The sequence below is a fragment of the Streptomyces sp. NPDC058697 genome, from assembly GCF_042715345.1.
In the GTDB taxonomy this organism is placed as follows: Bacteria; Actinomycetota; Actinomycetes; order Streptomycetales; family Streptomycetaceae; genus Streptomyces; species Streptomyces liliifuscus.
In genome coordinates this window covers 211736-237323 of record NZ_JBHXSU010000004.1, presented here as the reverse complement: position 1 = coordinate 237323, position 25588 = coordinate 211736, and the positions used below count along the sequence as shown (strand labels likewise).

At 69.0% G+C, this 25588-nt stretch carries 23 protein-coding genes; 15 read left to right on the top strand and 8 right to left on the bottom strand.

Annotated features, from left to right (window positions below; translation table 11 throughout):
• Window positions 1–2 precede the first annotated feature (2 nt).
• The 3 genes from ACFWXQ_RS11935 (at window position 3) to ACFWXQ_RS11925 (ending at window position 2290) form a co-directional block, all read left to right on the top strand.
• Complete coding sequence (locus tag ACFWXQ_RS11935; RefSeq protein WP_383952956.1) at window positions 3–1052, top strand: methyltransferase; 1050 nt, start codon at window positions 3–5, stop codon at window positions 1050–1052.
• A gap of 429 nt (window positions 1053–1481) precedes the next feature.
• Window positions 1482–2081: a WhiB family transcriptional regulator gene (locus ACFWXQ_RS11930; protein ID WP_386268077.1), complete on the top strand. Its 600-nt coding sequence runs from the start codon at window positions 1482–1484 to the stop codon at window positions 2079–2081.
• Complete coding sequence (locus ACFWXQ_RS11925; RefSeq protein ID WP_383952960.1) at window positions 2078–2290, top strand: helix-turn-helix domain-containing protein; 213 nt, start codon at window positions 2078–2080, stop codon at window positions 2288–2290. Before ACFWXQ_RS11930 ends, ACFWXQ_RS11925 begins: the two co-directional genes overlap by 4 nt.
• 31 nt (window positions 2291–2321) lie before the next feature.
• Here ACFWXQ_RS11925 and ACFWXQ_RS11920 read toward each other — a convergent pair whose 3' ends face one another.
• Entirely contained in the window at window positions 2322–2663 is a 342-nt protein-coding gene (locus tag ACFWXQ_RS11920; protein WP_383952962.1) for a tyrosine-type recombinase/integrase, read from the bottom strand.
• 41 nt (window positions 2664–2704) lie between these two features.
• Between ACFWXQ_RS11920 and ACFWXQ_RS11915 the strand changes: the two genes are divergently transcribed.
• Window positions 2705–3079, top strand: a complete 375-nt coding sequence (locus tag ACFWXQ_RS11915; RefSeq protein WP_383952964.1) for a hypothetical protein — start codon at window positions 2705–2707, stop codon at window positions 3077–3079.
• 657 nt (window positions 3080–3736) lie between these two features.
• On the opposite strand, the gene ACFWXQ_RS11910 is transcribed toward ACFWXQ_RS11915, so the two are convergent.
• Window positions 3737–4621 carry a helix-turn-helix domain-containing protein gene (locus tag ACFWXQ_RS11910; RefSeq protein ID WP_383952966.1) on the bottom strand — a complete coding sequence of 295 codons (885 nt, stop codon included), beginning with the start codon at window positions 4619–4621 and terminating at the stop codon, window positions 3737–3739.
• 142 nt (window positions 4622–4763) lie between these two features.
• On the opposite strand from ACFWXQ_RS11910, the gene ACFWXQ_RS11905 reads away from it, so the two are divergent.
• Window positions 4764–5780 (top strand): aldo/keto reductase, encoded by a 1017-nt coding sequence (locus ACFWXQ_RS11905; protein ID WP_383952968.1) that lies wholly within the window; start codon window positions 4764–4766, stop codon window positions 5778–5780.
• 93 nt (window positions 5781–5873) lie between these two features.
• On the opposite strand, the gene ACFWXQ_RS11900 is transcribed toward ACFWXQ_RS11905, so the two are convergent.
• Window positions 5874–6707, bottom strand: coding sequence for an enoyl-CoA hydratase/isomerase family protein (locus ACFWXQ_RS11900; RefSeq protein WP_383952970.1), 834 nt, complete (start codon window positions 6705–6707; stop codon window positions 5874–5876).
• Window positions 6708–6812: 105 nt separating this feature from the next.
• On the opposite strand from ACFWXQ_RS11900, the gene ACFWXQ_RS11895 reads away from it, so the two are divergent.
• Window positions 6813–7199, top strand: a complete 387-nt coding sequence (locus tag ACFWXQ_RS11895) for a winged helix-turn-helix transcriptional regulator (protein ID WP_383952972.1) — start codon at window positions 6813–6815, stop codon at window positions 7197–7199.
• A gap of 282 nt (window positions 7200–7481) precedes the next feature.
• Entirely contained in the window at window positions 7482–8018 is a 537-nt protein-coding gene (locus ACFWXQ_RS11890) for a putative quinol monooxygenase (RefSeq protein WP_383952974.1), read from the top strand.
• A gap of 140 nt (window positions 8019–8158) precedes the next feature.
• Here the strand turns inward: ACFWXQ_RS11890 and ACFWXQ_RS11885 are convergent, their stop codons facing one another.
• Window positions 8159–8998 (bottom strand): helix-turn-helix domain-containing protein, encoded by an 840-nt coding sequence (locus tag ACFWXQ_RS11885; protein WP_383952976.1) that lies wholly within the window; start codon window positions 8996–8998, stop codon window positions 8159–8161.
• A 112-nt stretch (window positions 8999–9110) separates the two neighbouring features.
• Between ACFWXQ_RS11885 and ACFWXQ_RS11880 the strand changes: the two genes are divergently transcribed.
• Together ACFWXQ_RS11880 and ACFWXQ_RS11875 are read left to right on the top strand one after the other, a co-directional pair.
• Window positions 9111–9707, top strand: coding sequence for an NADPH-dependent FMN reductase (locus ACFWXQ_RS11880; RefSeq protein WP_383952978.1), 597 nt, complete (start codon window positions 9111–9113; stop codon window positions 9705–9707).
• A gap of 298 nt (window positions 9708–10005) precedes the next feature.
• Complete coding sequence (locus ACFWXQ_RS11875) at window positions 10006–10401, top strand: VOC family protein (RefSeq protein WP_383952980.1); 396 nt, start codon at window positions 10006–10008, stop codon at window positions 10399–10401.
• Between the two features lie 6 nt (window positions 10402–10407).
• Here the strand turns inward: ACFWXQ_RS11875 and ACFWXQ_RS11870 are convergent, their stop codons facing one another.
• A complete protein-coding gene (locus ACFWXQ_RS11870; RefSeq protein ID WP_383952982.1) occupies window positions 10408–12396 on the bottom strand; it encodes a TerD family protein in 1989 nt (662 codons plus the stop codon).
• A 314-nt stretch (window positions 12397–12710) separates the two neighbouring features.
• On the opposite strand from ACFWXQ_RS11870, the gene ACFWXQ_RS11865 reads away from it, so the two are divergent.
• Window positions 12711–14240, top strand: a complete 1530-nt coding sequence (locus ACFWXQ_RS11865; RefSeq protein ID WP_386268201.1) for an MFS transporter — start codon at window positions 12711–12713, stop codon at window positions 14238–14240.
• A gap of 93 nt (window positions 14241–14333) precedes the next feature.
• Here ACFWXQ_RS11865 and ACFWXQ_RS11860 read toward each other — a convergent pair whose 3' ends face one another.
• On the bottom strand, window positions 14334–14771 hold the full coding sequence (locus tag ACFWXQ_RS11860; protein WP_383954838.1) for an ester cyclase: 438 nt from the start codon (window positions 14769–14771) through the stop codon (window positions 14334–14336).
• Between the two features lie 183 nt (window positions 14772–14954).
• Here ACFWXQ_RS11860 and ACFWXQ_RS11855 point away from each other — a divergent pair, with 183 nt between their 5' ends.
• A complete protein-coding gene (locus ACFWXQ_RS11855) occupies window positions 14955–15494 on the top strand; it encodes an AAA family ATPase (RefSeq protein WP_383954836.1) in 540 nt (179 codons plus the stop codon).
• 37 nt (window positions 15495–15531) lie between these two features.
• Here the strand turns inward: ACFWXQ_RS11855 and ACFWXQ_RS11850 are convergent, their stop codons facing one another.
• Entirely contained in the window at window positions 15532–15963 is a 432-nt protein-coding gene (locus ACFWXQ_RS11850; RefSeq protein ID WP_383954834.1) for an SRPBCC family protein, read from the bottom strand.
• A 90-nt stretch (window positions 15964–16053) separates the two neighbouring features.
• Window positions 16054–17067, bottom strand: a complete 1014-nt coding sequence (locus tag ACFWXQ_RS11845; RefSeq protein WP_383954832.1) for an aldo/keto reductase — start codon at window positions 17065–17067, stop codon at window positions 16054–16056.
• A gap of 152 nt (window positions 17068–17219) precedes the next feature.
• Between ACFWXQ_RS11845 and ACFWXQ_RS11840 the strand changes: the two genes are divergently transcribed.
• The 4 genes from ACFWXQ_RS11840 to ACFWXQ_RS11825 all read left to right on the top strand — a co-directional run bounded on the left by ACFWXQ_RS11840 (window position 17220) and on the right by ACFWXQ_RS11825 (window position 25545).
• Window positions 17220–18119 carry a LysR substrate-binding domain-containing protein gene (locus tag ACFWXQ_RS11840; RefSeq protein ID WP_383954831.1) on the top strand — a complete coding sequence of 300 codons (900 nt, stop codon included), beginning with the start codon at window positions 17220–17222 and terminating at the stop codon, window positions 18117–18119.
• A 235-nt stretch (window positions 18120–18354) separates the two neighbouring features.
• Window positions 18355–20724, top strand: coding sequence for a M4 family metallopeptidase (locus tag ACFWXQ_RS11835; protein WP_383954829.1), 2370 nt, complete (start codon window positions 18355–18357; stop codon window positions 20722–20724).
• A 424-nt stretch (window positions 20725–21148) separates the two neighbouring features.
• Window positions 21149–22045: a S1 family peptidase gene (locus ACFWXQ_RS11830; protein WP_383954827.1), complete on the top strand. Its 897-nt coding sequence runs from the start codon at window positions 21149–21151 to the stop codon at window positions 22043–22045.
• A gap of 248 nt (window positions 22046–22293) precedes the next feature.
• Window positions 22294–25545, top strand: a complete 3252-nt coding sequence (locus tag ACFWXQ_RS11825) for a glycoside hydrolase N-terminal domain-containing protein (RefSeq protein WP_386268069.1) — start codon at window positions 22294–22296, stop codon at window positions 25543–25545.
• Window positions 25546–25588 lie beyond the last annotated feature (43 nt).

The window sequence follows — 25588 nt, the reverse complement described above, 5'->3', positions numbered from 1 at the left end:
TCATGTCTGACACCAATCTCGGCACCGACGTTCCGTCGAGCGATCCTGCTGCCGATGCCGGCGCTGTCTTCGACCTGCTGATCGGCCTCGTCCGCGCCCAGGTGCTGAGGGGCATAGCGGCGCTGCACATCGCCGACCACCTCTCCGACGGAGCGATGACGGCCGAGGAGGTGGCCGAGCGCGAGGGCAGTCATCCGCAGGCCACCTACCGTCTGATGCGCGCGGCCTCCTCGATCGGCCTGCTGAGCTACGAGGGGGACCGTCGTTTCGGTCTCACCGGCCGGGGCTGCCTGCTGCGTTCCGGGGTCCCCGGCTCCATGCGCTCCCTGGTGCTGGCCCAGACTGGCCAGGCGCTCTGGCAGTCCTGGGCGACCTTCTCCGAGGCCGTGCGGGAAGGCAAGACCCAGACCGACAAGGCGCTGGGGATGGAGATCTTCGAGTACTACGCGCAGCCGGAGAACGCCGAGGAAGCGGCCCTCTTCGCCCAGGCGATGGGAGACCTGTCGGGCCTGGTGACGCAGGGCGCCGTGGCCGCCGTATCCACCGCCGGTGTGTCCACCGTCGTCGACGTCGGCGGTTCGAACGGTGACTTCGTCCTGGCGCTGCTGGAGGCCGGCCCGGGGCTGAGCGGGCAGGTCCTCGACCTGCCGCACGTCGTCGAGGCCGCTCGCGCCGAGGCCGACAAGCGTGGCCTGTCCGGCCGTTTCTCCGCAGTGGGCGGCGACTTCTTCGTGGAGGTTCCACCGGCTGACCTCTACCTGGTGAAGACGATCCTGCACGACTGGGACGACGACCAGTGCACGACCATCCTGCGCAACTGCCGGTCCGCCGTGCACGAGGGAGGACGCGCGCTGGTCGTCGAGATGGTCGTCGGCGAGATCGGCAAGCCCGACCTGGCCACCCTGTCGGACATGGCCATGCTCACCACGACGAACGGCATGGAACGCGACCTGGCCGAGTTCGACGCCCTGTTCGCGGCCTCGGGATGGCGCCGGTCGAAGACGTACCCCGTGGGTAACGGCTACTTCGGTCTGGAACTCGTCGCCGTCTGATCCGGCCAACGGCTCGATTGCCAAGACGCTTCCCCCCGGGCCGTACCCCCATTCACACCGTGAAGTCACTGCGTGGCACGCGGATTGGTCACGCCGACACGGACACTGTGAGGTGCGGCGAGGGGAGCGATCCCCGTCCACGCTCCGTCAGCAGGTCGGCGCCCTTATGCCGCGGCGGGCAGGGCACATGGTCGGCGGCCGATGACCAGGGACGGCCAGGTGCTCGTGGCCGCGACATGTCCGCGGCGACGTGGTAGATGAATCGCCCCGAACTTGGCTGCCAGCACGGCCCGTTGGCCTTCCAACGCGCTCATGCCAGACCAACGAGCCACGCAACGGAAAGCCACGAGTTAATGATCTGCACGCCCGGCGCGGTCTGACGGGAAGATAGCTGACGATTCCCGGTTAGGGAAACCGGTCCTTGTTCGGATGCTTTGTACCTCTGCTGGACCTCCTGCGGTCCTCAGGTCAGTGCAGGCATCGGAAGAGGAAGTATCAGTAATGTGCGAAGAGACCTTCGGGCCTCGGACTAGGGGAGACCAGACCTGGCACGAGCAGGCGGCTTGCGCGGATGCCGTTGAGGTGGCAAGGGGCCCTGACCTTTTCTTCCCAGCAGCGCGTGGAGATGAGCAGCGTGTTGGCCTGGCGAAAAGGCTTTGCTCGGCCTGCCAAGTCAGGAAGACGTGCCTTGAAGCCGCTCTGGAGGGTAGCGGTGCCGACGGTATTCGAGGCGGTATGACGGAGGCTGAGCGCAAGGCCGTTCGGCACCAGTTTGAACTCCGATGTGACCCTGCTCGGGTCGATGCAGCAATGTCGGGAAGGGATGTGTACCTCACCGGGGCAGAGCGGCGGGAGCTGATTCGGCGGGCTGCCAGGTCGGGGACGCCAACTCTGCGCGTGGCGAGCGTTCTCAAGGTGTCGGAGGGGCATGTGAAGAAACTCCTCCGACTGGAGCATCGCGAGAGCGCGAGCACCTGTCCGGAGACACTGGGTGTTGCGGAGGCCACTTACGACGCGATTTCGGCATGAGCCGTACCGAGTCGGTCGGAGGCCCCTGCGGCGAGGGAGGTGGCCGATACCTGGGTGTCGATGAGGCAGCAACGTACCTCTGTGTGAGCCCACGCTGGATGTATCGCGAATCCGGACGCCACGGCGTACCTCGGTACTATTTAGGCGGGAAGCTCAGGTTCAAGGTCGTGGACCTGGACAACTGGGCACAGCAGCAGAAGGTTGTATGAAGGGGCCGGGCGTTCGCCCGGCCCCTTCGCATTACAGACCTTCGTCGAGGAGTCGGGCGGCACGACCGATCGAGGCGGGCATGAGATGGCGGTAGATCTTGAACGTCATGTTGATGTTCTTGTGACCCATCCACTCCGCGACGTCGGTGACGGGTATCCCCCTGGCCAGACAGTTGGACGCGAAGGAGTGACGCAAGGAGTAGGCGGTGAGCCTTCTTGCGATACCTTCCCTCTTCTTCGCTGCATTCCATTGGTATTCGAGAGTTGTGTGCGCCCAATGCGCGGAGCGTCGCGTTCGCAGGAGGTAGCCGTGCACGTCGGCACCGTGATCCTTCTCATATCGAAGGAGTGACTCGCGGACCGTCCAAGGCATGGGAGATTCGCGGAACTCTCCGACCTTTCGGTGCTTGAGTCGTGCTCCAGATTGGCGGCGTAGGCCTCGCCATTTCGGCAGTCGCAGCCGGACATCAGATCGATGACGACCCGCAGACCGTCGCTGCCGGCAGCCTTGAGGGCGTGAATCTCGTCCATTGTCGGGATGGTGATTTTCCGAGGGATGTACTCGAGTGGGATTACTCCGTCGAATGGGTCCTCGGAGATCCCGCCGCGGCGGCGTGCGTCGAGAAGGATCTTTTTCAGGGTGTCGAAGGCGTTCTGTTGTGCGGCGAGCCCGACGGAACGTTCCTCCATCGACATGATGAAGTCGTCGACGACCGTCGACGTGAACGTGCCCATCCGACGGGATTCCAGGACGGGGAGAATCTGGCTGCCGAGAACCTGGTTGACTGAGCGAACGCTGCCTGGGGCGTAGTGACGCTGCCGGGTGAGCCAGGTGGAGGCGTACTCCCCGAAGCGCTGTTTGCCGATCTCGCGCTTGAGGTCGGCCTGCTGGCGCGGAGTGCTTCGTTTCTCCTTGTAGACCTTGGTCAGTCGGTCTAGCGCGTCCTCCTGCCTTGCGTACCCCGATTCCTCGAGCTGGCGTCCGGTAGCGTCGCGATAGCGAACGATGTACAGGTGGGAGCAGCGACTCTGGTGGGAACAGGCACAGTTCTTGAAGAAACTGCCCATCCCGCGTATGAGCTGGGTCGCCAACGTGCACGTCTCCTGACTCATGCTGGGAGTTTGCTGACCAACGGCCCCTCAGCATGGTCCTGACCTGCGGCCGCGCCAAACTACGCGACGTTGATGAGCATCTTCATGGGTACCTCCTGGTGAGCCTGGCAGGCGGGGCCTCGTCCTGCGTTTTTGCTGTTCAGAGTAGGTGAAGCTCGTTCATCGATCTTGGCGAATCGTGGTGCCCTGTGGCGGTGCTGACGCTGACTCGATGCTGACTTCGGCGACGGAGTGCCAGGTCTTCACAGCGGTCGGACATGCGGCGGCTGGAGTACCGCTCTGGGCAGTATCAACCTTGCGGCGACGAAGGTCACCTGTGCCTGCGCCGTGGCTTCAGGGCCGTGGGGCGTCCGGATGTGTGGCTGGTGCCGGGTCGTGCGGGGAGCGGGACCAGCTGGCCAGTAGCTTCAGGCGTTCCGCGGAGGGGGAGCCTGGTTCGGCGGTGGAGACGCCCAGGGTCTGCTCGGGGTCGTCGGCGGGGGTGAAGGCCTCGTAGCCCAGGACGAGTTCGCCGACGACGGGGTGGTGGAAGCGCTTGGTGCCGTGGGTGCGCTGGAACACGTCGTGGTCGGCCCACCAGTGCCGGAAATCCGCGTCATGGACGGAGAGTTCGCCGATGAGCTCGGCCAGGGCGGGGTCGTGCGGGTGACGTCCCGCGTACAGGCGAAGTGCGGCGACGATGCCGCGGGCCGCGCCTTCCCAGTGGGCGTACAGGGACCGGAAGTGGTCGTCGAGGAAGACCAGGCGGGCCATGTTGCGGCTGCGGGCGGGCAGGACCTCGAAGTCCGTGTACAGGGCACGGGCGAGGTCGTTGGCGGCCAGGACGTCCATGCGGCGCCCGTAGACGAGGGCGGGGACGTCGGTGAGGCTGTCGAGCAGCAGTCGCAGACCGGGGCGGACGCGCTGCGGGGGCAGCGGGCGAGGACGGGTGCGGGTCGGTTTGGCGATCCGGAACAGGTGGCCGCGCTCCAGATCGTTGAGGCGCAGGGCGCGGGCGATCGCGTCCAGGACGGACGCGGAGACGTTGAGGTGGCGTCCGCGCTCCAGACGGACGTAGTAGTCGACGCTGACGCCGGCGAGCTGGGCGACCTCCTCGCGCCGCAGGCCCGGAACGCGGCGGGCGCCGGGCTGGGGTGCCAGGCCCGCCTCCTCGGGGGTGATCTTCGCGCGGCGGGAGCGGAGAAAGTCCCGCAGCTCGCTGTTCGGTTCCTGGGCCATGTCTCCACCGTAGACCGGGTGACCTGCGGAGGAGCTGTGCCAAAGGGGGTTTGTCGGACCCCCGGTCAGAGCGGGTCTCCCACCCCGGCCGCGAGCGGTGCTCGTCTGGTGGAAAGCACGCACGCACCAGGAGGTACCCCTGATGAAGTACAGGATTCTCGGCGGCACCGGCATATCGGTGAGCCACTACGCACTCGGCACGATGATGTTCGGCGCGATGGGCAACACCGACCACGACGAGTCGGTCCGCATGATCCACACGGCTCTGGACGCCGGGATCAACCTCGTCGACACCGCCGACGTGTACTCCGGCGGAGAGTCGGAGACGATCGTGGGCAAGGCGCTGAAGGGCCGCCGCGACGACATCGTCCTGGCCACCAAATTCGGGCTGGCGATGGGCGAGGACCCCAACCGTGGCGGCGGCTCGGCCCGCTGGATCCGCCGCGCGCTGGAGGACAGCCTGCGCCGCCTGGACACCGACCACATCGACCTGTATCAGATGCACCGCCCGGACCCGCACACCGACATCGACGAGACCCTTGGTGCCCTGTCGGACCTGGTCAGGGCCGGGAAGGTCCGTGCTGTCGGCGCCTCGTTCTCCTCTCCCGAGGACATGGTGCAGGCCCAGTGGACGGCCGAGCGCCGCGGCCACCACCGGTTCCGCACCGAGCAGCCGCCGTACTCGATCCTCACCCGCGGTGTGGAGAGCCGGGTGCTGCCCACCGCCCAGCGCTACGGCATGGGCGTGCTGACCTTCGGGCCGCTCAACTCCGGCTGGCTCTCGGGCCGCGCGGATCCCACCGCCGGGCACCGCAGCGCCGGCGCGGGGGCGAAGATGTTCGACCTCACCCAGCCGGGCGTACAGGCCAAGGCCGATGCCGTGGGCAAACTGACCGCGCTGGCCGCCGAGGCCGGGCTGCCGCTGCCTCATCTGGCCACCGCTTTCGTCCGGGCTCATCCGGCTGTCACCGCGGTACTCATCGGCCCGCGCCGCCCCGAACAGCTCACCGACCTCCTCGCCGCGGCCGACGTAGAGCTCGGCGACGACCTCCTCGACCGCATCGACGAGATCGTCCCGCCCGGAGTCGACGTGAATCCCGGCGACTTCTACATCGACCCCACCCCGGCGATCACCGACAAACGCCTGCGCCGCCGTTGAGGCCCGCTCGCCTCCATGCCCGCAGGCACAGGCGGACCCGCTCTCCTGCGGGGTGCGCGTCCTGCCGAGTGATCGCAGACGGCCGTCCGGCAATCAGCGCGCGACGCCGCGCATCAGTCCCTCGAGGTCGCGTTCGCCGGCCGGTGTCTGTGCCCCGTCCCGCAAGCCCCCGCTGATCAGCCGCCGAGCGGCCGGCAGGCTGAACGTGGCGGCCCAGGCGTCGTTCTCACGCACGAGTCCCTCCTTGAAGTCTTCGGCGGGCAGCGAGCGCTTCGCCGCTTCGATGACGCCGTCGGGCAGCGCGGCGATATCGCGAGCGACACGGTCGACGTACTCGTCGAGCTCGTCGGCGGGCACGGCCCGGTTGATCCAGCCGTAGGACGCCGCGGTCTCGGCATCGAACAGGCCGGCGGTGAGGACCACCTCCAGTGCGCGGTTGCGACCCACGCGGTCCCGGAGGTACTGCGTTCCGCCTCCGCCGGGGACGATGCCCATGAGCGCTTCGATCTGACCGAGTCCGGCGGTCTCGACGGCGGCGAACGCCATGTCCGCCGCGGCTACGAATTCCGCCCCGCCCCCGCGCGCCTTCCCCGCGAGCTTGACGATGGTCACCTGCGGCTGGTGGCGGATGAGCTCACCGACGGCCTGGAACACGTTGACGTCCGCCGGTGCCGACGCGGCGAGCTCCTGGAGGACGTCCATCTCCTCCCCGATCCGCATGTCCACGTGAGCGAGGAAGAATTCAGGGTCGGCGCTCGAGAAGACGATCACCCGGACCGATGGATCGTCGGCGAGCGTGGTCAGCACGGTGCGGAGCTCGCGCATCATCGTCGCGCCGATCACGTTCACCGGTGGATTGTCGAGGACGATCCGTGTGACGCCGTGTTCGCTGCTCACGCGCAGGGTGGAGTGGGCATCGTCCGCCATGCGGTCTCCCTAGGTTGTCAAAAGGTATGTAGGTTTGCGATGCATACCTACCGTCGGCGGCGCCGCTGCGATCGTCAAGGACGCACTTTGGGAGAACCAAGGCACATGAAGGACACCGACCCGCACGGAGTTGATGCCGAAGAGCGCATCGTTTTCCGGGCCGACTGCCCCAGCCGGCCGATCCTCGACCAGATCGCGGACAAGTGGTCGATGATGGTCATGGCACTGCTGGAGCGGCCCACCCGGTTCAATGAGCTGAAGCGTGGTCTGGAGGGTGTGACGCAGCGCGTCCTCACTCAGACACTGCGTCGCCTTGAGCGGAACGGCATGATCCAGCGCAAGGTACTGCCGACCTCACCGGTCGGCGTCGAATACTCCCTCACACCGCTGGGCGAGTCCCTGCGCGAGCCGTTCGGGCATCTCTACAACTGGACCGTCGAGCACAGCGCGGAGATCCAGAACTGCCGGCAGGCGTACGACAGCAGGGGCTGACGCCTGACCGCCTGTCCGATGGTGAAGTCCTGCCGAGCGGCCGCCTGTTGGTGCATCAGCAGTCTGCTTCTTCGGGCGCGAGGGAGTTGCGTTGCGCGGCCTGGGCGACGCGGGACAGCAGGGTGCGCAGTTGTTGGGCGTCGAGGTCGGTGAGCAGGCGGGCCTCGGCGGCGGCGAGGCTGTGGCGTACCTGGTCGAGGCGGGCGCGTCCGGTGTCGGTGATCAGGACCAGGCGGGCGCGGCGGTCGCGGGGGTCGGGCCTGCGGGTGACCAGTTCGTGGGTTGTCCAACCCCGGCACCTTCAGCCAGGACGACCTCGCCGCCTACGCACACGAGTACACCGGCCGAGAGCGGCTGCGCGGAGGCTTCGAGCACTACCGCACTCTGCTGGAGGACGGACGCGAGAACCGCGCGCTGCTCGCCGAGAAGAAGCTGCCGATGCCCGTCCTGGCCATCGGCACCGCCCGCTCCGGCACCTCCACCGCCCGGGCCCTGGCCCCCCACGCCGATGACGTGCAGGGCGCAGTCGCCCCCACCGGGCATTTCGTCGCCGAGGAAGACGCCGACTGGTTCGTCGCCGAGGCGCGGGCAACGTCGTATCCGCTCGCCGCCGCGAACCCGGGGAACGTGATGATCTCGTTCTGCGTGGAGGACGCGGCGACCGGAACCGTCACGGTGCTTGAGCAGTGGGCGTCCCAGGAGGCCCTCGACCGGCATGTGGCCACCCCGGAGGTCACGGCGCTCCTCACCAAGTGGGGTCCGCGGATACGCAACGAGGTGCGCAGGTTCGACGCCGACGAGACGGACCCCCGCGCCTGAACCGAGCCCGATCGGTCATGGGACCGTGCCCTCGCTGCCTGGTCTCTGGCCCTGAACGGCACGGATGGCTGTGAGTCGGGCAGTCCACGGAAGGTTGCACACGGACCCGCCCCGGTGGTCGGTCGGCCGGGCCGCACACTTCAGGAGATGGCCCGCAGGGTGCTGTGCCGGCGCCCGCGGCGGAGTTGTTCAACGGCCTCGGCGGTTTCGTCGTCCGAGGGGAGGAAGACGGTCAACTGCTGTGCGTCAGCGGTGAGTTCGAGTGTCTCGCGCAGCAGCCGGAGCTCGCATCCGGCGGGATGGCTGAGTCGGAGGACGCCGCGTTGCGGAACGACGTGCCGGTTCAGGCGCCGGGTCAGTTCGGGGCCGGCAAGGGGTGCTAGTTCCGCGGTGAACCACTCGGAGTTCTCGACGGACGGGGCGAGCCACAGGTCGAATGCCTGCTCGTCGGCGACGTCGTCCCAGTCGGTGAAGAAGGTGCGGGCGCGGGGGTCGGCGAACACGTAGCGGGTGAGGTTCGGGGCTTCGCTGTCGAGCAGTCCGCTGTCCTTCGTCACCGACTGGTAGGCGGAGGTGTGGGCGAGGATGTCACCCAGCCGGTTGGTCACCACGGCGATGCCTGGTTCGAGGAGGCGGAGCGTCTGCTGAACGGCGTCGCGCACATGCCGGGGCGGGGGCGCGGGCCGGGAGTGGGCAGTGCATTCTCCGCCTGTGATCTTCGTGAGGTAGCGCAGGTGGGCGCGCTCGGCGGGGGAGAGGCTCAGAGCGTCGGCGAGAGCGTTCACCACCGCCACCGAGGGATTGCGGTCACGGCCCTGCTCGATACGGGTCAGGTATTCGACACTGATGCCGGCGCGCGCCGCGAGATCCGTGCGGCGCAGCCCCGGTGAGCGGCGGCGGCCTCGGTCCGGGAGGCCGAGTGTCTCCGGCTGGACACTGTCGCGCTTGCTCCGGATGAAGTCTCCCAACGGCGTACCCATGTCTTGAGGATAGGCCGGGCCGGACCGGTCGCGGCGGGCTTAGGGAGGCCCTGCGGGGGCCAGCCTGAGCTCGGCCTGGCTGTGGCCGAGGGCCGACCCGATGGTGGTGGGCATGGAGAACAACACACACAAGCTGGTGGTCATCGTCGCGAGCGTCCGCGAAGGGCGGTTCGGTCCGGTGGTCGCGTCCTGGCTGGCTGAACAGGCCCACTCACACGGCGGTTTCGACGTCGATGTCGTCGATCTGGCCGACGTCGAGATCCCGCTGTCCCTGCCCGCGGCATCGCCGAAGTACGCCGGCGACGACTACCCCCGCCCGGCCGGGATGCGGCACCTGACCGCCGCGCTGGAGAGCGCGGACGCGTTCGTCGTGGTCACACCCGAGTACAACCACAGCTACCCCGCCTCCTTGAAAGCGGCCATCGACTGGCACTTCACCCAGTGGACGGCCAAGCCCGTCGCCTTCGTCAGCTACGGGGGCGCGGCGGGCGGCCGCCACGCTGTCCTGCACCTGGAGAACGTGCTGACCGAACTGCATGCGGTGACGATCCGTGACGGTCTCGCCTTCCCCAACTACTTCACGGCATGGCAGGACGGCCGTCCGCTCGACCCCGATGCCCCCGGGTACGCCAAGACGCTGCTCGACCAGCTGGCCTGGTGGGCGGGCGCACTCAAGTCGGCACGCGAGGCCGCCCCTTACCCGGCCTGACCGCGGCGCCGACCCGCTGGGAGACCTCGGCGGCGGGATTTCATGCAGCTGCAATGATCAATCCCTCAACTGCCTGCTGGACATGGAGTGGTGAAGCCTCGGACAACGCGGTCTGAGCCGCGCTGGCCGGACCGCACGCCCGCTTCGCGGAACGGGTGGGCCGGGCCGCCACGACCACGCCGACCGAGTGAGGTCGTTCGAACTGCTGGCGGAGGAATGGAGCCGGAGGTGAACGGGTGGCGGAGGCCGGTCCGGGCAGCCAATACTCTGAGCTCCGTCCGTACTGTCTGGGGGAGTCGTGACAAGTAGGTTCACCGAGTTGGCCGTTGACTGCCATGATCCGGAGAGGCTCGCGGTCTTCTGGTGCGAGGTCCTGGACTTCAAGGTGATCGAGCGGAGTGGGGGCAAGGTCGAGATCGGCTCCTGGGTGCCGACCGTCGAGGATGTCCGGGCCCGCCAGATGCCGCCGACCCTGCTGTTCGTGCCGGTGCCCGAGGGCAGGACCGTGAAGAACCGGCTTCACCTCGACGTCAGCCCGATCGACGGCAGTACCGAGGACGAGGTGACCAGATTGCTCGGCCTCGGCGCCTCCCGGACGGATGTGGGCCAAGGCCCGGGCCGAAGCTGGGTGGTCATGGCAGACCCCGAGGGCAACGAGTTCTGCGTCCTGCGCACCCTGGCACCGCAGAACTAGGCCGGTTCAGTCGGCGATGTCGACCCCGTATCCGCGGGCGAGGGCGCCCAGGCCGTGGTCGTAGCCCTGGCCGACGGTGCGCAGGCGCCAGAGTGGACCTCTACGGTAGATCTCCGCGAGGAGCATGGTGCGTTCGGTCGTGGCGGCGTCCAGGGTCGCCCGGGCGACGGGCGCGCCGCTGTTGCCCGCGGCCGCGCCGATCTGGATCGCGCCGACCGTCCCGAAGGTGGCGACACCGTCGATGGCCGCGGCGACGACGACCTTGCGGGTCGCGGGCGGCAGGGAGGCCACGTCGATGGCGATGGTCTGTTCGGCCGGACCGCCGGTGAGGAGCCGCACGGTACCGGCGGGGCTCTCCGGGGCGCCGTAGAAGATGAACTCCTCGTCGAAGGTGACCTGTTCGTCCTCGTCGAGGAGGAACGCGACGACGTCGATCTCGCAATCGGCCTGCGGGGCCCAGCTGGCCGTGATGTACCAGTCGGGCGCCGGTCCGCCGTGCGGCACGGGCAGATCGGTGACCCCGCCCCTCGGCAGCACCCGTGGTTCCTGGGTTCGGAAGGCCGCCGTGCCCCGGTCGATGGAGGCAGGCGCGCTGAGCCAGTGACCGTCATGCACGGGGAGTTCGAGGGCGGTGATGCGGTTCATGCGGCGGTCCGTCTCCCCGCGGGCGAGAAGGACGACGTCGGTGACGCTGGCCGACAGGTTGATGGCCGCGGATCCGCCCAACTCGACGACGCGTGTACGGGCCGCCGCGGCGTCGGCGTGGACCCCGCCGAGCACCAGTACCCGGTGGCCCGCCAGTGGATTGTCCAAGGAGCCGACCGAGTCGACCGAGTCGCCGGGTTGGCGCGGGACGGGGACGGGGGCGAGGGCGGGGGCTGGGACTGAGGCGCCGGGGGAGGGCGACAGCCGGACGGGCTCTTCCGGGACCGGTGCTGTGATGGATTCCGGCTCGGTGACCTGGACTTGTGCCTTCCCCGCACCCGCCCCCGTCCCCGCACCCGCATCCGTCGCCGTCTCCGTCGCCGGTGCCGCCACCGGCGCGATCACCACGGCGGGAGCGGCCGTCGCCTCGTGCGCCGTCCCGGGCCGTACGTCGGCCAGCAGCCGCAGGAAGGTGTGCTCGTCGATGACCGGCACGCCTTCGGCGACCGCGCGTCGGGCCTTCGTCGAATCGGACGTCGGGTCGTTGGTGACCAGCACGCTGGTGTGCCGGCTCACGGAGGCCATCATGTTCAGCCCGGCGGCGACCGCACGCCCGACCAGCTCCGCCCGGGCGTGCGCGGTATCCCCGGTGATCGCGATCTTCATCCCCTGCCGGAGCGGCCCGCCGGGAGCCGGCCGCCCCGGGTTGCGGTAGGCGCAGGGGGTCTTGGGCGGCTGCGGCGTGAATTGGGACTCCGCACGGGGCGGACAGGACACGAGCGGCAGGGGCAGATCGAGCCGAGCCGCCTGGCGCAGCGATGCCCGCAGGATCCCGGCCAGCACCCGGGTGTCGTCCAGCGCATCGTGCGCGTGCTGCTGGGGAACGCCGTAGTGCGCGGCGAGGGTGCCGAGTTTCATGTCGTCCGTGGGCGGATCCACCTGGCGGTTCAGGGCCAGCGTGCACAGGCGTTGGGACACCGGTAGCCACATGCGCGCGCGGGCGAACTCGTGGGCCAGGAAGTCGTAGTCGAACTGGGCGTTGTGGGCGACCAGAACCCGGTCCTGGAGCATGGCGCCGATCCGGCCGGCGACCTGGTCGAAGGTGGGCGCGCCCCGCAGTCGCTCGGGGGTCAGTCCGTGTACATGCACCGGCCCCGGATCGCACCCCGGATTGAGCAGTGTCGAGAATTCCGCGGTCTGTCGGCCGTCCGGACCGATCGTCACCACGGCGAGGGACAGCACCCGGTCCCGCCGGGCCACGAGCCCTGAGGTTTCCACGTCGACCAACGCCCAGTCGTGGGCGTAGTCGTCCGTAGCGGGCACGTCGAATGAGGCGGAGGCGAGACTCATGGCGCCAAGGATGATCCGATATACAACGCTCCTTCAAGCTGTATGCCGATTTTCCCCGTCTGGAACACCCTTACGGGGACGCTGTGTTGTGCCCGCGGCCGAGAGAACCCACCGGCGGCGCGGCTCGGACCTCCGGCGGGGCGATCGGCTTCCATCGGTCCGGAACCCCGTACGGGTGATGTCGGGGATGCGCTCCGGGTGCGGCGCCACCGGTTCGGACGCAGACTGGCCAGGTGAGCCGTACGCACGCGCAACGTAACGAGAGCGCGCCCGGTGCCGGACGCGCGGCCTCCCAGCCGCTGGCGCTCGCGGCGATGATGTTCGCGGTGGCGATGACGTTCATCGACCAGACCATCGTGTCGATCGCGGCGCCCGACATCGTCTCCGAACTCGGCCTCTCCGCCTCGGGCATGCAGTGGGTGGTCAACGCCTATCTGCTGTCCCTGGCCGCGTTCTTCGCCGTCGGCGGACGCCTCGCCGACCTGTTGGGGCCACGTCGTGTCGTCGTGGCAGGAACCCTGATCTTCGTCATCTCCTCCGCGCTGTGCGGCTGCGTGCCCGACGGGGACTACGCACTGACGTGGCTCGTCGCCTTCCGCGCGACCCAGGGACTCGGAGCGGCGCTGCTCTTCCCCGCCGCGCTCGCGGTCGTCGTGGCGGTGTTCCCGATCGAGCGGCGAGGGCGCGCCCTGGCGCTGTTCTTCGGCCTCACCGGTGCCCTCACCGCCGTGGGACCGCTGCTCGGCGGCTGGCTGACCACCTGGACCTGGCGGGCGATCTTCTGGGTCAACGTCCCCGTCGCCGTCGTGGCGCTGATCCTCACCGCGCTCGCCCACATCTCCGACCGGCGACGCGACGAACCGCTGGACGTCAAGGGCGCCGTGCTGATCGCCGTCGGCATGGGCACGAGCGTGCTCGGCTTCCAGCAGGCGTCGGCCTGGGGCTGGGACAGCGTGGCGACATGGGCCTGCATCATCGGCGGCCTCGCGGTTCTGTACGTCTTCTGCCGCTACGAACTGCGCACCCGCCACCCCCTGATCAACCTGTCGGTCTTCCGCGACCGGGCCTTCACCGTGGACTCGCTGGTGCTCTTCTTCGCCATGCTGGCGTTCGTCCCCGTGTTCTTCTTCGCCTCGGTCTACGCCCAGGTCTCCCTCAGCGCCTCGGCCAACCAGGCCGCCCTGTACCTGCTCTACTTCTTCGTGGGGTTCGCCATCGCCTCCCAGTGGGGCGGCCGCATCCTCGACAAGCGGGGAGCCCGCCCCGCGTTGAAGATCGGCTGTGTGGTGGGCGCCGTCGGGTTCGCGCTCTGGGCCGGCAAACTGACCGACCTGTCCATGCACGACCAGTGGCCGTACGTCGCGCTCGCCGGCGCGGGCATCGGTTTCATCCTCGCCCCGGCCTCGACGGACGCCGTCAACCGGGCGATCGACGCCTCCTATGGCGAAGTCACCGGCATCACCCAGACCGTCCGCAACTACGCGGCCAGCATCGGACTCGCCGTCTTCGGCACCATGCTGACGCACACCATGACGGACAACGTGGAGAGCACCCTCCGGAGTCGCGGTGTACCGGCGGACCAGGTCGACTCCGTGGCCGAAGACGTGACGCAGTCGATCACCGGCCAGGCGGACGCCCGCACCCCCACCGGCGACGGCCCGGTCGCGACGACCATGCGCGACGCGATGTCCTCGATCCGCATGGACTTCGCCGAGGCCAACCAGTGGGTGTTCTACGGCATGGCCGTCGCCCTCGGCATCGGCTACCTCTGCGCCCTGCGCCACCCCGGCGGCCCAGCCGCGGCGGCCGAGGAGACGCCCGCGCAGACCCCCGTACGCCATTGAGCGCAACTTCCGCCTGGCCCGGCCATTTTGACGCCGACCTGAGTGAACGGCCTGACTTCAGTGAACGGCCTGGCTTCGGTGGACGGCCTGGCTTCAGTGGTCCGTCGGCGTGGGTGAGATCTGCTGCATGAGGCTGATCATGTCCGGGGCGACCCACTCCTCGGCAATCCTGTCGCCTTCGATGCGGTAGAGCTCGATGCTCCGGAAACTGACCTGCCGGTCCGTCGCCGGGATCCCTTGGAAGGTGCCCCGGTGCGTGCCGCGGAAGTGGACCCGTACGGCCACCTTGTCGTCGGCGCCGAACATGTCCTCGACACTGATCTGCAGGTCGGGGAAGCCGTCCCACATGGCCTGAGTCCCCAGCCGCCAGATCTGCGGACCGTGCAGCGGGTCGGGGACCCCGGGGACGTTGGCGATGAAGTTCTCCGTCAGCATCTCGACACACGCGTCCAGATCGCCGCGCTGCAGCGTCTTGTAGGCCGTGCGCAGCAGAGCCAGGTTCTTCTCGGTGGTGGTGGTCGTCTCGGCCATCTCGGTGTCCTCTCCACGGGGATCGTTCCGACGAGCGCGGTGATCGCTCCGATCCGTACGGCTCTCAGTAGAAACCCTGCCGTTGCGTCAAGGTCAAGAAGGGCCCGAGGCCCCATGGCGCCCACGGTCCGGCAACCGAAAACGGCTTCGCCGAAGGCCGACCGATGCCCGTAGCATCCGGGCGTGCAACGCATCCTCGTCGCCGGCATCACCGGAGCCGGCAAGACCACCATGGCGCAGGCCCTCGCCGCCCGGCTCCGGTTGCCGTTCCACGAGATGGACTCGCTCGTGTTCACCGGCCCCGGCTGGGCGGTCGACCCCGACCTTCACCGACAGGTCGCGAAGATCGCGGCCACCCCCGGCTGGATCTTCGATTCCTTCGGCCACCCCGAGGTCCGTGACCTGCTGTGGACCAGCGCCGACACCGTGATCTGGCTCGACTACCCCAGAGCCGTCGTCATGCCGCGCGTACTGCGCAGATCCCTGCGACGGACCCTGCTGCGCGAGCGGGTCTTCGGCGGCAACGTGGAGACCCTGTCCTCCTGGTTCAGCGGCGACCACCCCGCGTGGTCCTCCTGGACCCAGCACGCGGGCCGCCGCGCCGAGATCAACCGCCGCACGACCGACCCACGCTTCGCGCCCCTGAAAGTCGTCCACCTGCGTTCCCCGCGAGAGGCCACCGCGTGGCTGGGCGGCACCTGGCCCCGCCCCACCGCCGGCTGACCTCGGAAACGGCGGGCAGGCCGAGCATGGCGCCTTGCTACGCGCGATTGCTGCGAACGGTGAGCGTTTGGTTCAGTGCGGCGAGGCCGTCCGCGTAGATGCCGTGGAACAGGGCGATGGCTTCGTCGTCGCTGACGCCGTCCGGTGTGAAGGTGCCGGACCACTCCACACGGGCCGTGTCCTGCCCGGGGACCTCGTGCACCGTGAGGGTGGAGAGGTAGCCGGTGACGGGGAACGGCGCCTGGAGGATGGAGTAGCTGTAGGTGCGGGCCTTGTCGTCGAAGGCTTCGAGGCGCTCGACGATCACACCGCCGTCCTCGTTGCGGAGACTGCGGACACGTCCGCCCTCGCTGAGTTCGCTGGCGGGGATGTACGGGAGCCAGTCGGGCAGTGAGTCGAAGCCGCCGATGAGCTGCCAGACGCGGTCGGGGGAGGCGGGGATGTCGAGGGTTGCGGCGGTCGTGGCCACGGGAACCTCCTGCGGGTGTGCGGGTGTGCGGGTGTGCGGGTGTGCGGGTGTGCGGGTGTGCGGGTGTGTGAGGCGTGTGAGGCGACCGGGTCAGGCGGTGGCGGGTACGGGAGCGTCCTGGGCTATCAGCCGCTCCTCGCGCAGGTCCGTCCAGAACGCGGCCGGGATCGTCTCTCCGAGAGCGGCGACGTCCTCGGCGATGCGGCTGGGCTTGGTGGCGCCGGGGATCACGGCTGCCGTCGCGGGGTGGGCGAGGGAGAACTGCAGCGCGGCGGACTTGATGCCGACCCCGTGCCGCTCGGCGAGCGCCTTGATCCGCTCCACCTTGTCGATGATGTGCGCGGGCGCCTGCTGGTACTCGAAGTGCGTGCCGCCGGCGAGGATGCCCGAGCTGTAGGGGCCGCCCACCACGATGTCGACGTCCTGGGCGGCAGCGGCAGGCAGCAGCCGCTGCAGGGCACGGTCGTGGTCGAGGAGGGTGTAGCGGCCGGCGAGGAGGAAGGCGTCCGGCTTCGGCTCGTCCAGGTCGAGGGTGAGCTCCAGGGGCTCCACGCGGTTCACGCCCAGGCCCCAGCCCTTGATGACACCCTCCTCGCGCAGCTTCTGCAGTACGCGGAAGGCGCCGGTGCGGGCGCTCTCGTAGGCGGCCAGCCACTCGTCCCCGTAGAAGTCCTGGGCGACGTCGTGCACCCACACGATGTCGAGGCGGTCCGTCCGCAGGCGCTTGAGGCTGTCCTCGATGGAGCGGAGGGTGGCGTCGGCGGTGTAGTCGTTGACCATCTTGTTCGGGCGGCCGTGCTCGAAGAGGCCGCCCTTCTCGCCGAGGTCGCGTACGGCCGGGTCCTCGATCTCGTCGAAGATGACGCGGCCGACCTTCGTGCTGAGGACGAACTCGTCGCGGGGGTGCTGCGCCAGTACGTCGCCGAGCCGGATCTCGGAGAGGCCGGCGCCGTAGAAGGGCGCGGTGTCGAAGTAGCGGATGCCCTGGTCCCAGGCGGCTTCGACGGTGGCCGCGGCCTCCTCGTCGGGGATGGCGCGGAACATGTTGCCGAGCGGTGCGGTGCCGAAGCCGAGGGTGCCGGGCAGGAGGGGCTTGATGCTCATGGGGGGATCCTTGCGATAGCGAGGGTGATACCGATTGCGGCGGATTCGTCACTGAATGTGCGATCCGTCGTCCTTGCGTGTTCGAGGCTAGGATCCATGGATGAGACTGTCCAAGACTTGCTTCGACATACTTGAGTCCTCCGAGGTCCTACATGCTTGACCTGCGACAACTCCGCTACTTCGTCGCCGTCGCCGAGGCCGAACACGTCGGCCGTGCCGCCGAGCGGCTGCACATCTCCCAGTCGCCTCTCAGCCGGCAGATCGCCCAGCTGGAGAAGAACCTGGGCCTGACCCTCTTCGAACGCAGCCAGCAGCGCATCCGGCTGACCTCCGACGGCCGCGTCTTCCTGACCGAGGCGCGTGCCCTGCTGCGCCACGCGGACCGGCTGGAGAACCTCGGCCGGCGGCTCGGCCGGGGCGAGGAGGGCGGCCTGTGCATCGGCTACGTGGCCGACGCCATGCACACGGGCATCCTGCCCACCGCCCTGCGCACACTGCGTGATCAGCGCCCGGGCATCCACGTCGCCCTGTACGACCAGGAGTCGGCCGAGCAGTTCGAGGGACTGCGTCAGCGCAGCCTGGACATCGCGCTGGTGCGCACACCGCCGTCCGAGGACGACCCGGACCTGAACACGGCCCCATTGCTGCAGGATCCTCTGCTGCTCGCGCTGCCCGCGGAGCATCCCCTCGCGGGGCAGGGGGAGTTGACCTCCGAAGCGCTCGACGGCCAGCCGTGGATCGCGGTGGGCGACCCCCAGGACCCGGCCTGGCGCGACACGTTCGTCGCCTCATGCGTGGCCTCCGGCTTCACCCCGGACATCCGTCTCGACGCGGCCGATCCACTCACCGCACTGGGCCTGGTCGCCTCCGGTCTCGGCGTCGCACTCATCCAGAAGAGCATGATGCGCGGCACGACCGACGGCGTCGCGGTACGCGAACTGCCTTGGCACGGAGGGTCCGTTCAGCTGTGGGCGGCCTGGCACCGGGTCGATCTCCGCCCCGTGGTGGCCTCGTTCCGCGAAACGGTCCTCGCCGGCCGGGGCGCCGCCTGAGCAAGGGCGATTCGCCCCCCGCTTTGTGCAACCCGGCAACTGATGTGGCCGAGGAGGCACCCGTGGGGCGATTGTTTACGTCGTGTAAAGGCCCATGTCGCCCTCGCCCCATGCCCGTTCGGACGTGAACGGCAAGACCTCATTCCGGACAACTGTCTGTTCGGGCCATGACACTGACGACCTTTCAGTGTGAAGATCTCCACGCCGCGCGGCACTCATCGCACGTTCTCCCCGGATGGCCGACACCGCCATCCGGTCTTCCCACACGGCCGCCATCGAGCGGCCGGAAGGAGCAGGAGTGCCGAGATCCTTACGTCCCCGCAGGCCCGGACCCTCTCGTAGCTCCCAGCGCGTCGCCGGAGGTGCGCTGGTCGTCGTGACCGCCCTCATCGCCGCGGCGACCGCGCCGGCCACCGGAGCGTCCGCCCAGCCCAGCCAGGTCCCGGACCGGGCCCGGATCGCCGCGGAGCCCAGAGCGGGCGCGGCTCCCGTCCCGCTCACCCCCGACCGGCGCGCCGGCCTTCTGAAGGCGGCGGCGAACTCCGCCAAGGCCACCGCCGGTTCCCTGAAGCTGGGCGCCAAGGAGAAGCTGCTGCCTAAGGACGTCATCAAGGACGCCGACGGCACCGTCCACACCCGCTACGAGCGCACCTTCGCCGGACTCCCCGTCCTCGGCGGAGACCTGGTGGTCCATCAGCGCGCCACCGGCCGGACCGTCACCAGGGCGACCGACGCTCCGGTGTCCGTACCGACGACCGACGCCACGGTCACCGCCTCCACGGCGAAGAAGTCGGCGCTCGCCGCCGCCAAGGCCGACGGCACCGGGCAGCTGCAGGCGGACGGAACACCACGACTGGTCGTCTGGGCGGCCGACGGCGCACCCGCCCTCGCCTGGGAGTCGGTGGTCACCGGCGTCGAGGACGACGGCTCTCCGCGCGAGGTGCATGTCGTCACCGACGCGAAGAGCGGCAAGAAGCTGCGCGAGTTCGAGACCGTCCACCCCGGCGTGGGCAAAGGCCAGTTCAGCGGCGAGGTCAATCTCGGCAGCACCCGCAACGGGGACGTATTCGAACTGACCGACACTCAGCGCGGCGGCCACAGGACGTACGACCTGGGCGGCGCCACGAGTGGCACCGGCACGCTCTTCACCGGCGCCGACGACCTCTGGGGCGACGGAGACCCGGCCAACCGCGAGACCGCCGCCGCGGACGCCGCGTACGGCGCCCAGAAGACCTGGGACTTCTACCACGACCGGTTCGGCCGCAACGGAATAGCCAACGACGGTGTCGGCGCGTCCTCCCGGGTCCACTACGGGAACAACGTTGTCAACGCCTACTGGGACGACGACTGCTTCTGCATGCTCTACGGAGACGGCAAGGACAACGAGAACCCGCTGACCGCGCTCGACGTCGCCGCCCATGAGATGACCCACGGCGTCACCAGCGCCACGGCGGACCTGTACTACTACAACGGCGAGTCCGGCGGTCTGAACGAGGGCAGCAGCGACATCATGGCCGCCGCCGTGGAGTTCTTCACGAACAACCCGAACGACGTGCCCGACTACGAGGTCGGCGAGCGGATCGACATCAACGGCGACGGCACCCCGCTGCGCTACATGGACCAGCCCTCCAAGGACGGCTTGTCCCAGGACTACTGGTCCTCGGAAACCGAGGGGCTCGACCCGCACTTCTCCTCCGGCGTGGCGAACCACTTCTTCTACCTCCTCGCCGAGGGCAGCGGGCAGAAGACCGTCAACGGCGTCGGCTACGACAGCCCGACCCACGACGGCGAGCCGGTCCCCGGCCTCGGCCTGCACAACGCCACGAACGTCTGGTACCGGGCGCTGACCACGTACATGACGTCCACCACCGACTTCGCGGGCGCCCGCGTAGCGACCCTCCAGGCCGCCGCCGACCTGTTCGGCCGGTCAAGCGAGGCGTACGAGGCCGTCGGCAACACCTGGGCGGCGGTGAACGTCGGCCCGCGCTTCGTCAACCACGTCGCGCTGACGGCGCCCGCCGGCCAGGAATCCGCGGTCGGCCAGCCCGCCACGCTGGGGATCACGGCGGACACCAGCCGTCCGGGCGGCCTCACCTACGAGGCCACCGGCCTGCCCGACGGCCTGGCCATCGACCACGAGACGGGTGTCATCTCCGGAATCCCGTCCGAGACGGGGGAGTTCACCCCGACCGTGAAGGTGAGCGTCGCGGACGGATCCGGCGCCGAGGCGGGCTTCGCCTGGAGCGTCATCCCCTCCGGCGGCGACTTCTTCGTCAACCCGGGCAATGTGCGGATCCCCGACGCGGGCGATCCGGTCGAGTCCCCGCTCATCGTGACCGGCCGCCCCGGCAACGCGCCGAGCACCCTCCAGGTCTCGGTGGACATCGTCCACACCTACCGCGGCGACCTGGTGGTCGATCTGGTCGGCCCCGGCGGCACGACGTACCGGCTGAAGGACGTCTCCGACGACGACGGCGACGACGTACACACGACGTACACCGTCGACGCCTCCGCCGAACCGGCGGACGGCACATGGAAACTCCGCGTCCAGGACCGATACTCGATCGACACGGGCTACATCGACAGCTGGAAGCTGACCTTCTGAGCCACGCTCCCGGATCTGCGGTGCCGGCGGATACGCAGATCCGGGAACAGGTGTCGGAGACCGGGGCCCCTGGGGTCCTGGGGCTCTGGGGCGAAACCGCCCACCAGGTCGGTCAGTTGTGGGTCCAACGGCCGGAGACGGCCTACCCCTGCTGGGCACCGCCGGGGACAATGAGGCGTTGGCCGGCTTCCACCGGGCCTCGTCGGTCACACCGTGGCCGCGTCCCGCCGCAGCCGTGAGCCATCACGTGTCCCCGACGGGATGTCGGGGGCACGGACGCGCCCTTCGCAACCGCGCACGCACCAGCATCACGGCACGGAAGCCATCACGGCACGGAAGCCATCACGGCACGGAAGCACGGCACGCCCGGTGACCAGTCGGGCGCGCGTGAACCTGACCGACCGTCTTCGGGGAGATTCGGGTGATGAGAGCACGCGGTACCACCATCGGACGTTCCCGGCTCGCCGCCTCGGTGTTGAGCCTGCTCGTCGTGGCCGCCCTGGCGGTGTCCGGCACCAACGCGACCGCGGCGCCCACGGCCGGCGCCGCACCATCCGCCGCCTCGGTGTCCGGCGCGGCCTCGGCCGTCGAATCCCTGGGGACCGCCGGGACGAGCTGGGCCGTGGACGAGAAGACCGGGAAGCTGCGGGTGCTCGCCGACTCCACGGTCGGGGAAGCGGACCTGGCCGCAGTCCGTCGGGCCACCGGCGGCTTCGCGGGTGCCATGACCGTGGAACGGGTCGACGGCCGGCTGCGCACGCTTCTGTCGGGCGGCGACGCCATCTACACGTCCAGTTGGCGCTGCTCGGTCGGGGTCAACGTGGTGAGCGGGTCCACCTACTACTTCGTCACCGCAGGCCACTGCACCGACGGTCTGCCCACCTGGTACACCAGTTCCGGCCTGACCACGACGGTCGGCCCGACCACCGGCACGAGCTTCCCCGGCAACGACTTCGGTGTCGTCCGGTACTCCAACCCGGCCGTGCCGCACCCCGGCACCATCGGAACCGTCGATGTCAACGGGACCGCGACCGCCTACGTCGGCCAGAGCGTCTGCCGTCGGGGAGCGACCACCGGGGTCCGCTGCGGCAGGGTCACCGCGCTCAACGCGACCGTCAACTACGGGGGCGGAGACATTGTCTACGGGCTGATCCAGACCAACATCTGCGCCGAGCCCGGTGACAGCGGCGGTCCGCTCTACGCGGGCGACAAGGTCATCGGCATCCTCTCCGGCGGCTCCGGGAACTGCACCTCGGGAGGGACCACCTTCTACCAGCCGATCCAGGAAGTGCTGAGTGCCTACGGCCTGACCGTCTACTGACGAACCGTCGGACGCGCTCCGCAGCACCCACCGCGGCAGGTGGAGTGCCGTGCCAGATGTTTCACGCGGCCTCGGGCGGGCGGAAGCCCAGCCCGAGGCCGCTTCCTCACGCCCCGCTGCGTCAACTGCTGCACACCTCTAGACATCCGATCTATTCCCCGGCGACGATGATCGCGCCCTCGACAGGTGTCGATGTGGCTGCGACATCCTCTGCGATAGAGCCGATGAATGGGCCGGGAGACCTCACCGTGATCAATGAATCCCAACCGCAGCGACGAAGCATCCTCAAGTTCGGCGGAGCCTTCGCCCTTGCCCCTCTGATCACTCAGGTGACCGGCGGAACCTTTGCGGGACAGGCCGTCGCCGCGGGGACCGGCGTACCGGCCGCCGTCCAGTGGCCGACCCTGTCGCGCAAGGCGCTGAAGTACTCCGTACCCGCCCTGGACTGGCAGTCGCAGGCCCTGCCGATCGGCAACGGCCGACTCGGTGCCATGCTCTTCGCCGATCCCTACGAGGAGCGCATCCAGTTCAACGAACAGAGCCTGTGGGGCGGCCTCAACAACTACGACAACGCTCTCGCCGGCAAGCCGGACAGCGACTTCGACACCGGCATGACCGGCTTCGGCTCATACCGGAACTTCGGCGACATGGTCGTCACCTTCGCTCCCCGTGCGAGACCGAGGATCACGGCCCCGGGCGGACCGTACAGCAGCTCCTCGTCGGAGGGTGTCGACAGGACGTACGACGGTGAATCGAGCACCAAGTGGTGCATCGACGGGCCGGGTTCGAAGGTGCAGTGGCAGGTCGAGCTTCCCGAACCCGTCGAGGTCACGTCCTACCGTCTGACGAGTGCCAACGATGTGCCGGAGCGGGACCCGCAGGAGTGGAAGTTCTCCGGTTCGGCCGACGGCACCACCTGGACCACGCTGGACAGCCGCACGCTGGAGGCGCCCTTCGAGAGCCGTTTCCAGACGAAGGAGTTCACCTGTGCCGACACAGGCTCCGACACCTCGGCCTACCGCTTCTACCGGTTCGACTTCGTTCCCAAGGCAGGCATCAGCCACTTCCAGGTGAGCGAGATCGGCCTGTCCGGTGTCGACCTCGACGGGGGCGGTTCGATCTATCTGTCGTCACCGAGCGGCCACTCCAAGGGATCCGGTGCCGGTGCCGGTGCCAGCGCCGGTGCCGACGCCAGGTCCAAGTCCCGTGGCACGGACATCTCCAGATCGGTGGACGGTGATCCGGCCACGGTCTGGCGGGTCGACGACGCCGAGCCGAAGGTCGTATGGCATGCCGACCTGCCCCGCCCGGTCGCCATCACCTCGTACACGCTGACGGCCGCCCCGGACCGGCCGCGGGACGACCCCCGGCGATGGGTGCTGGAGGCGTCGCAGGACGGGCGTGCCTGGACGACCCTCGACACGCAGAACTCCGGAGCGCCGTTCGCCGACCGCGGCAAGAGCCGGACCTTCCGGATCACCAACAGCACGGCCTACCGCGCCTACCGGCTCACCCTGACCCCCGGCGCGTCCTCACGCGGCTTCCAGATCGCGGGGATCGCGCTGGAAGGCGCGGGCTTCGACACGCGCAGACAGCGGTCGGTCGTCGACTACCAGCGCAGCCTCGACTTCGTGAACGGCGTCCACGTCACCCGCTTCGGCGCGCCCGGACAGCGCGTCCTGCGTGAGGCCTTCGCCGGCCGGTCCTCGGACGTCATGGTCTTCCGGTACACGTCGGACGATGCCCGGGCCCTCTCCGGAGCGATCTCGCTGACGTCCGGACAGGACGAGGCCCCGACGACAGTCGACGCCGCCGCAGGGCGGATCGCTTTCAGCGGTGTCATGGGCAACGGACTCAAGCACACGTGCACCGTCCGGGCTGTACACACTGACGGCGACCTCCGCGCCGACGGGTCGGTGCTCCGGTTCAGCGGCTGCACGACCCTCACCCTGTTCCTCGACGCCCGCACCGACTACAAGCTCGACGCCGCCGCCGGGTGGCGCGGACCGGATCCGGCACCGATCGTCGCCACGACGCTCGCCAAGGCGACCGCCAGGTCCTACAACAAGTTGCGCGACGAGCACACCGCCGAGATACGCGCCCTCATGAACCGTGTCTCGGTCGCCTGGGGCACCTCCGACGACGCCGTCGTCGCGCTGCCGACCGACGCCAGGCTCGCGCGCTACGCGGCGGGCGGCGAGGACCCGACACTCGAGCAGGCCATGTTCGACTACGGCCGGTACCTGCTGATCAGCTCCTCCCGCCCCAACGGCCTGCCCGCCAACCTCCAGGGCCTCTGGAACGACAGCAACCAGCCGGCGTGGGCCTCGGACTACCACACCAACATCAACATCCAGATGAACTACTGGGGAGCCGAGACTACGAACCTGCCTGAGAGCCATGAGGCGCTCGTCCGGTTCATCGAGCAGGTGGCGGTGCCCAGCCGCGTGGCGACCCGCAACGCCTTCGGCAAGGACACCCGCGGCTGGACGGCCCGCACCAGCCAGAGCATCTTCGGCGGCAACTCCTGGGAGTGGAACACCGTCGCGAGTGCCTGGTACGCCCAACACCTGTACGAACACTGGGCGTTCACCCAGGACCTGGGCCATCTCCGCACTGTCGCCTACCCGATGATCAAGGAGATCTGCGAGTTCTGGGAGGATCATCTCAAGGAGCGCGAGGACGGACTCCTCGTCGCACCGAACGGCTGGTCCCCCGAGCACGGGCCGCGCGAGGACGGCGTCATGTACGACCAGCAGATCATCTGGGACCTGTTCCAGAACTACCTCGACTGCGAGGCGGTGCTCAAGGCGGACCCCGCCTACCGCGCCAAGGTCACGGACATGCAGGCACGCCTGGCGCCGAACAAGATCGGCAAGTGGGGTCAACTCCAGGAGTGGCAGGAGGACTTGGACGACCCCACCGACATCCACCGCCACACCTCGCATCTCTTCGCGGTCTATCCGGGCCGCCAGATCACCCCGAAGACATCGGAGTTCGCGGCAGCCGCCCTCGTCTCGCTCAAGGCGCGGTGCGGCGAGAAGGAAGGCGTCCCGTTCACGGCCGGGACGGTGTCCGGCGACAGCCGTCGCTCGTGGACCTGGCCCTGGCGGGCGGCCCTCTTCGCCCGGCTCGGTGACGGGCACCGCGCCCAGATCATGCTGCGCGGACTGCTGACGTACAACACGCTGCCCAACATGTTCGGCAACCACCCGCCCTTCCAGATGGACGGCAACTTCGGTATCACGGGCGCCGTGGCGGAGATGCTCCTGCAGAGCCACGACGACGTCATCCACCTGCTGCCCGCCCTGCCGGACGGCTGGAAGGCCAAGGGATCCTTCACCGGGCTCCGCGCCCGCGGCGGCTACGAGGTCGACTGCGAGTGGCGGAACGGGAAGGTCACGTCGTACAGAATCGTGGCCGACCGGGCGCGGACCCGGGGGAACGTCACGGTGCGGGTGAACGGCACCGACAAGAAGGTGAAGCCGGCCAAGCCCTGACGGAGGCCCCGGATCGCTGCCGCAGCAGCCATGCCGACGGGGG

Excerpts from the sequence above, each read along its gene's own strand:
- ACFWXQ_RS11865 (WP_386268201.1), top strand. The coding sequence starts at position 12,711 with ATGATGTTCGCGGTGGCGATGACGTTCATCGACCAGACCATCGTGTCG.
- ACFWXQ_RS11830 (WP_383954827.1), top strand. The coding sequence starts at position 21,149 with ATGAGAGCACGCGGTACCACCATCGGACGTTCCCGGCTCGCCGCCTCG.
- ACFWXQ_RS11905 (WP_383952968.1), top strand. The coding sequence starts at position 4,764 with ATGAAGTACAGGATTCTCGGCGGCACCGGCATATCGGTGAGCCACTAC.
- ACFWXQ_RS11925 (WP_383952960.1), top strand. The coding sequence starts at position 2,078 with ATGAGCCGTACCGAGTCGGTCGGAGGCCCCTGCGGCGAGGGAGGTGGC.
- ACFWXQ_RS11835 (WP_383954829.1), top strand. The coding sequence starts at position 18,355 with ATGGCCGACACCGCCATCCGGTCTTCCCACACGGCCGCCATCGAGCGG.
- ACFWXQ_RS11880 (WP_383952978.1), top strand. The coding sequence starts at position 9,111 with ATGGAGAACAACACACACAAGCTGGTGGTCATCGTCGCGAGCGTCCGC.
- ACFWXQ_RS11885 (WP_383952976.1), bottom strand. The coding sequence starts at position 8,998 with ATGGGTACGCCGTTGGGAGACTTCATCCGGAGCAAGCGCGACAGTGTC.
- ACFWXQ_RS11910 (WP_383952966.1), bottom strand. The coding sequence starts at position 4,621 with ATGGCCCAGGAACCGAACAGCGAGCTGCGGGACTTTCTCCGCTCCCGC.
- ACFWXQ_RS11895 (WP_383952972.1), top strand. The coding sequence starts at position 6,813 with ATGAAGGACACCGACCCGCACGGAGTTGATGCCGAAGAGCGCATCGTT.
- ACFWXQ_RS11840 (WP_383954831.1), top strand. The coding sequence starts at position 17,220 with ATGCTTGACCTGCGACAACTCCGCTACTTCGTCGCCGTCGCCGAGGCC.
- ACFWXQ_RS11935 (WP_383952956.1), top strand. The coding sequence starts at position 3 with ATGTCTGACACCAATCTCGGCACCGACGTTCCGTCGAGCGATCCTGCT.
- ACFWXQ_RS11860 (WP_383954838.1), bottom strand. The coding sequence starts at position 14,771 with ATGGCCGAGACGACCACCACCACCGAGAAGAACCTGGCTCTGCTGCGC.
- ACFWXQ_RS11920 (WP_383952962.1), bottom strand. The coding sequence starts at position 2,663 with ATGCCTTGGACGGTCCGCGAGTCACTCCTTCGATATGAGAAGGATCAC.
- ACFWXQ_RS11900 (WP_383952970.1), bottom strand. The coding sequence starts at position 6,707 with ATGGCGGACGATGCCCACTCCACCCTGCGCGTGAGCAGCGAACACGGC.
- ACFWXQ_RS11870 (WP_383952982.1), bottom strand. The coding sequence starts at position 12,396 with ATGAGTCTCGCCTCCGCCTCATTCGACGTGCCCGCTACGGACGACTAC.
- ACFWXQ_RS11845 (WP_383954832.1), bottom strand. The coding sequence starts at position 17,067 with ATGAGCATCAAGCCCCTCCTGCCCGGCACCCTCGGCTTCGGCACCGCA.
- ACFWXQ_RS11930 (WP_386268077.1), top strand. The coding sequence starts at position 1,482 with ATGCTTTGTACCTCTGCTGGACCTCCTGCGGTCCTCAGGTCAGTGCAG.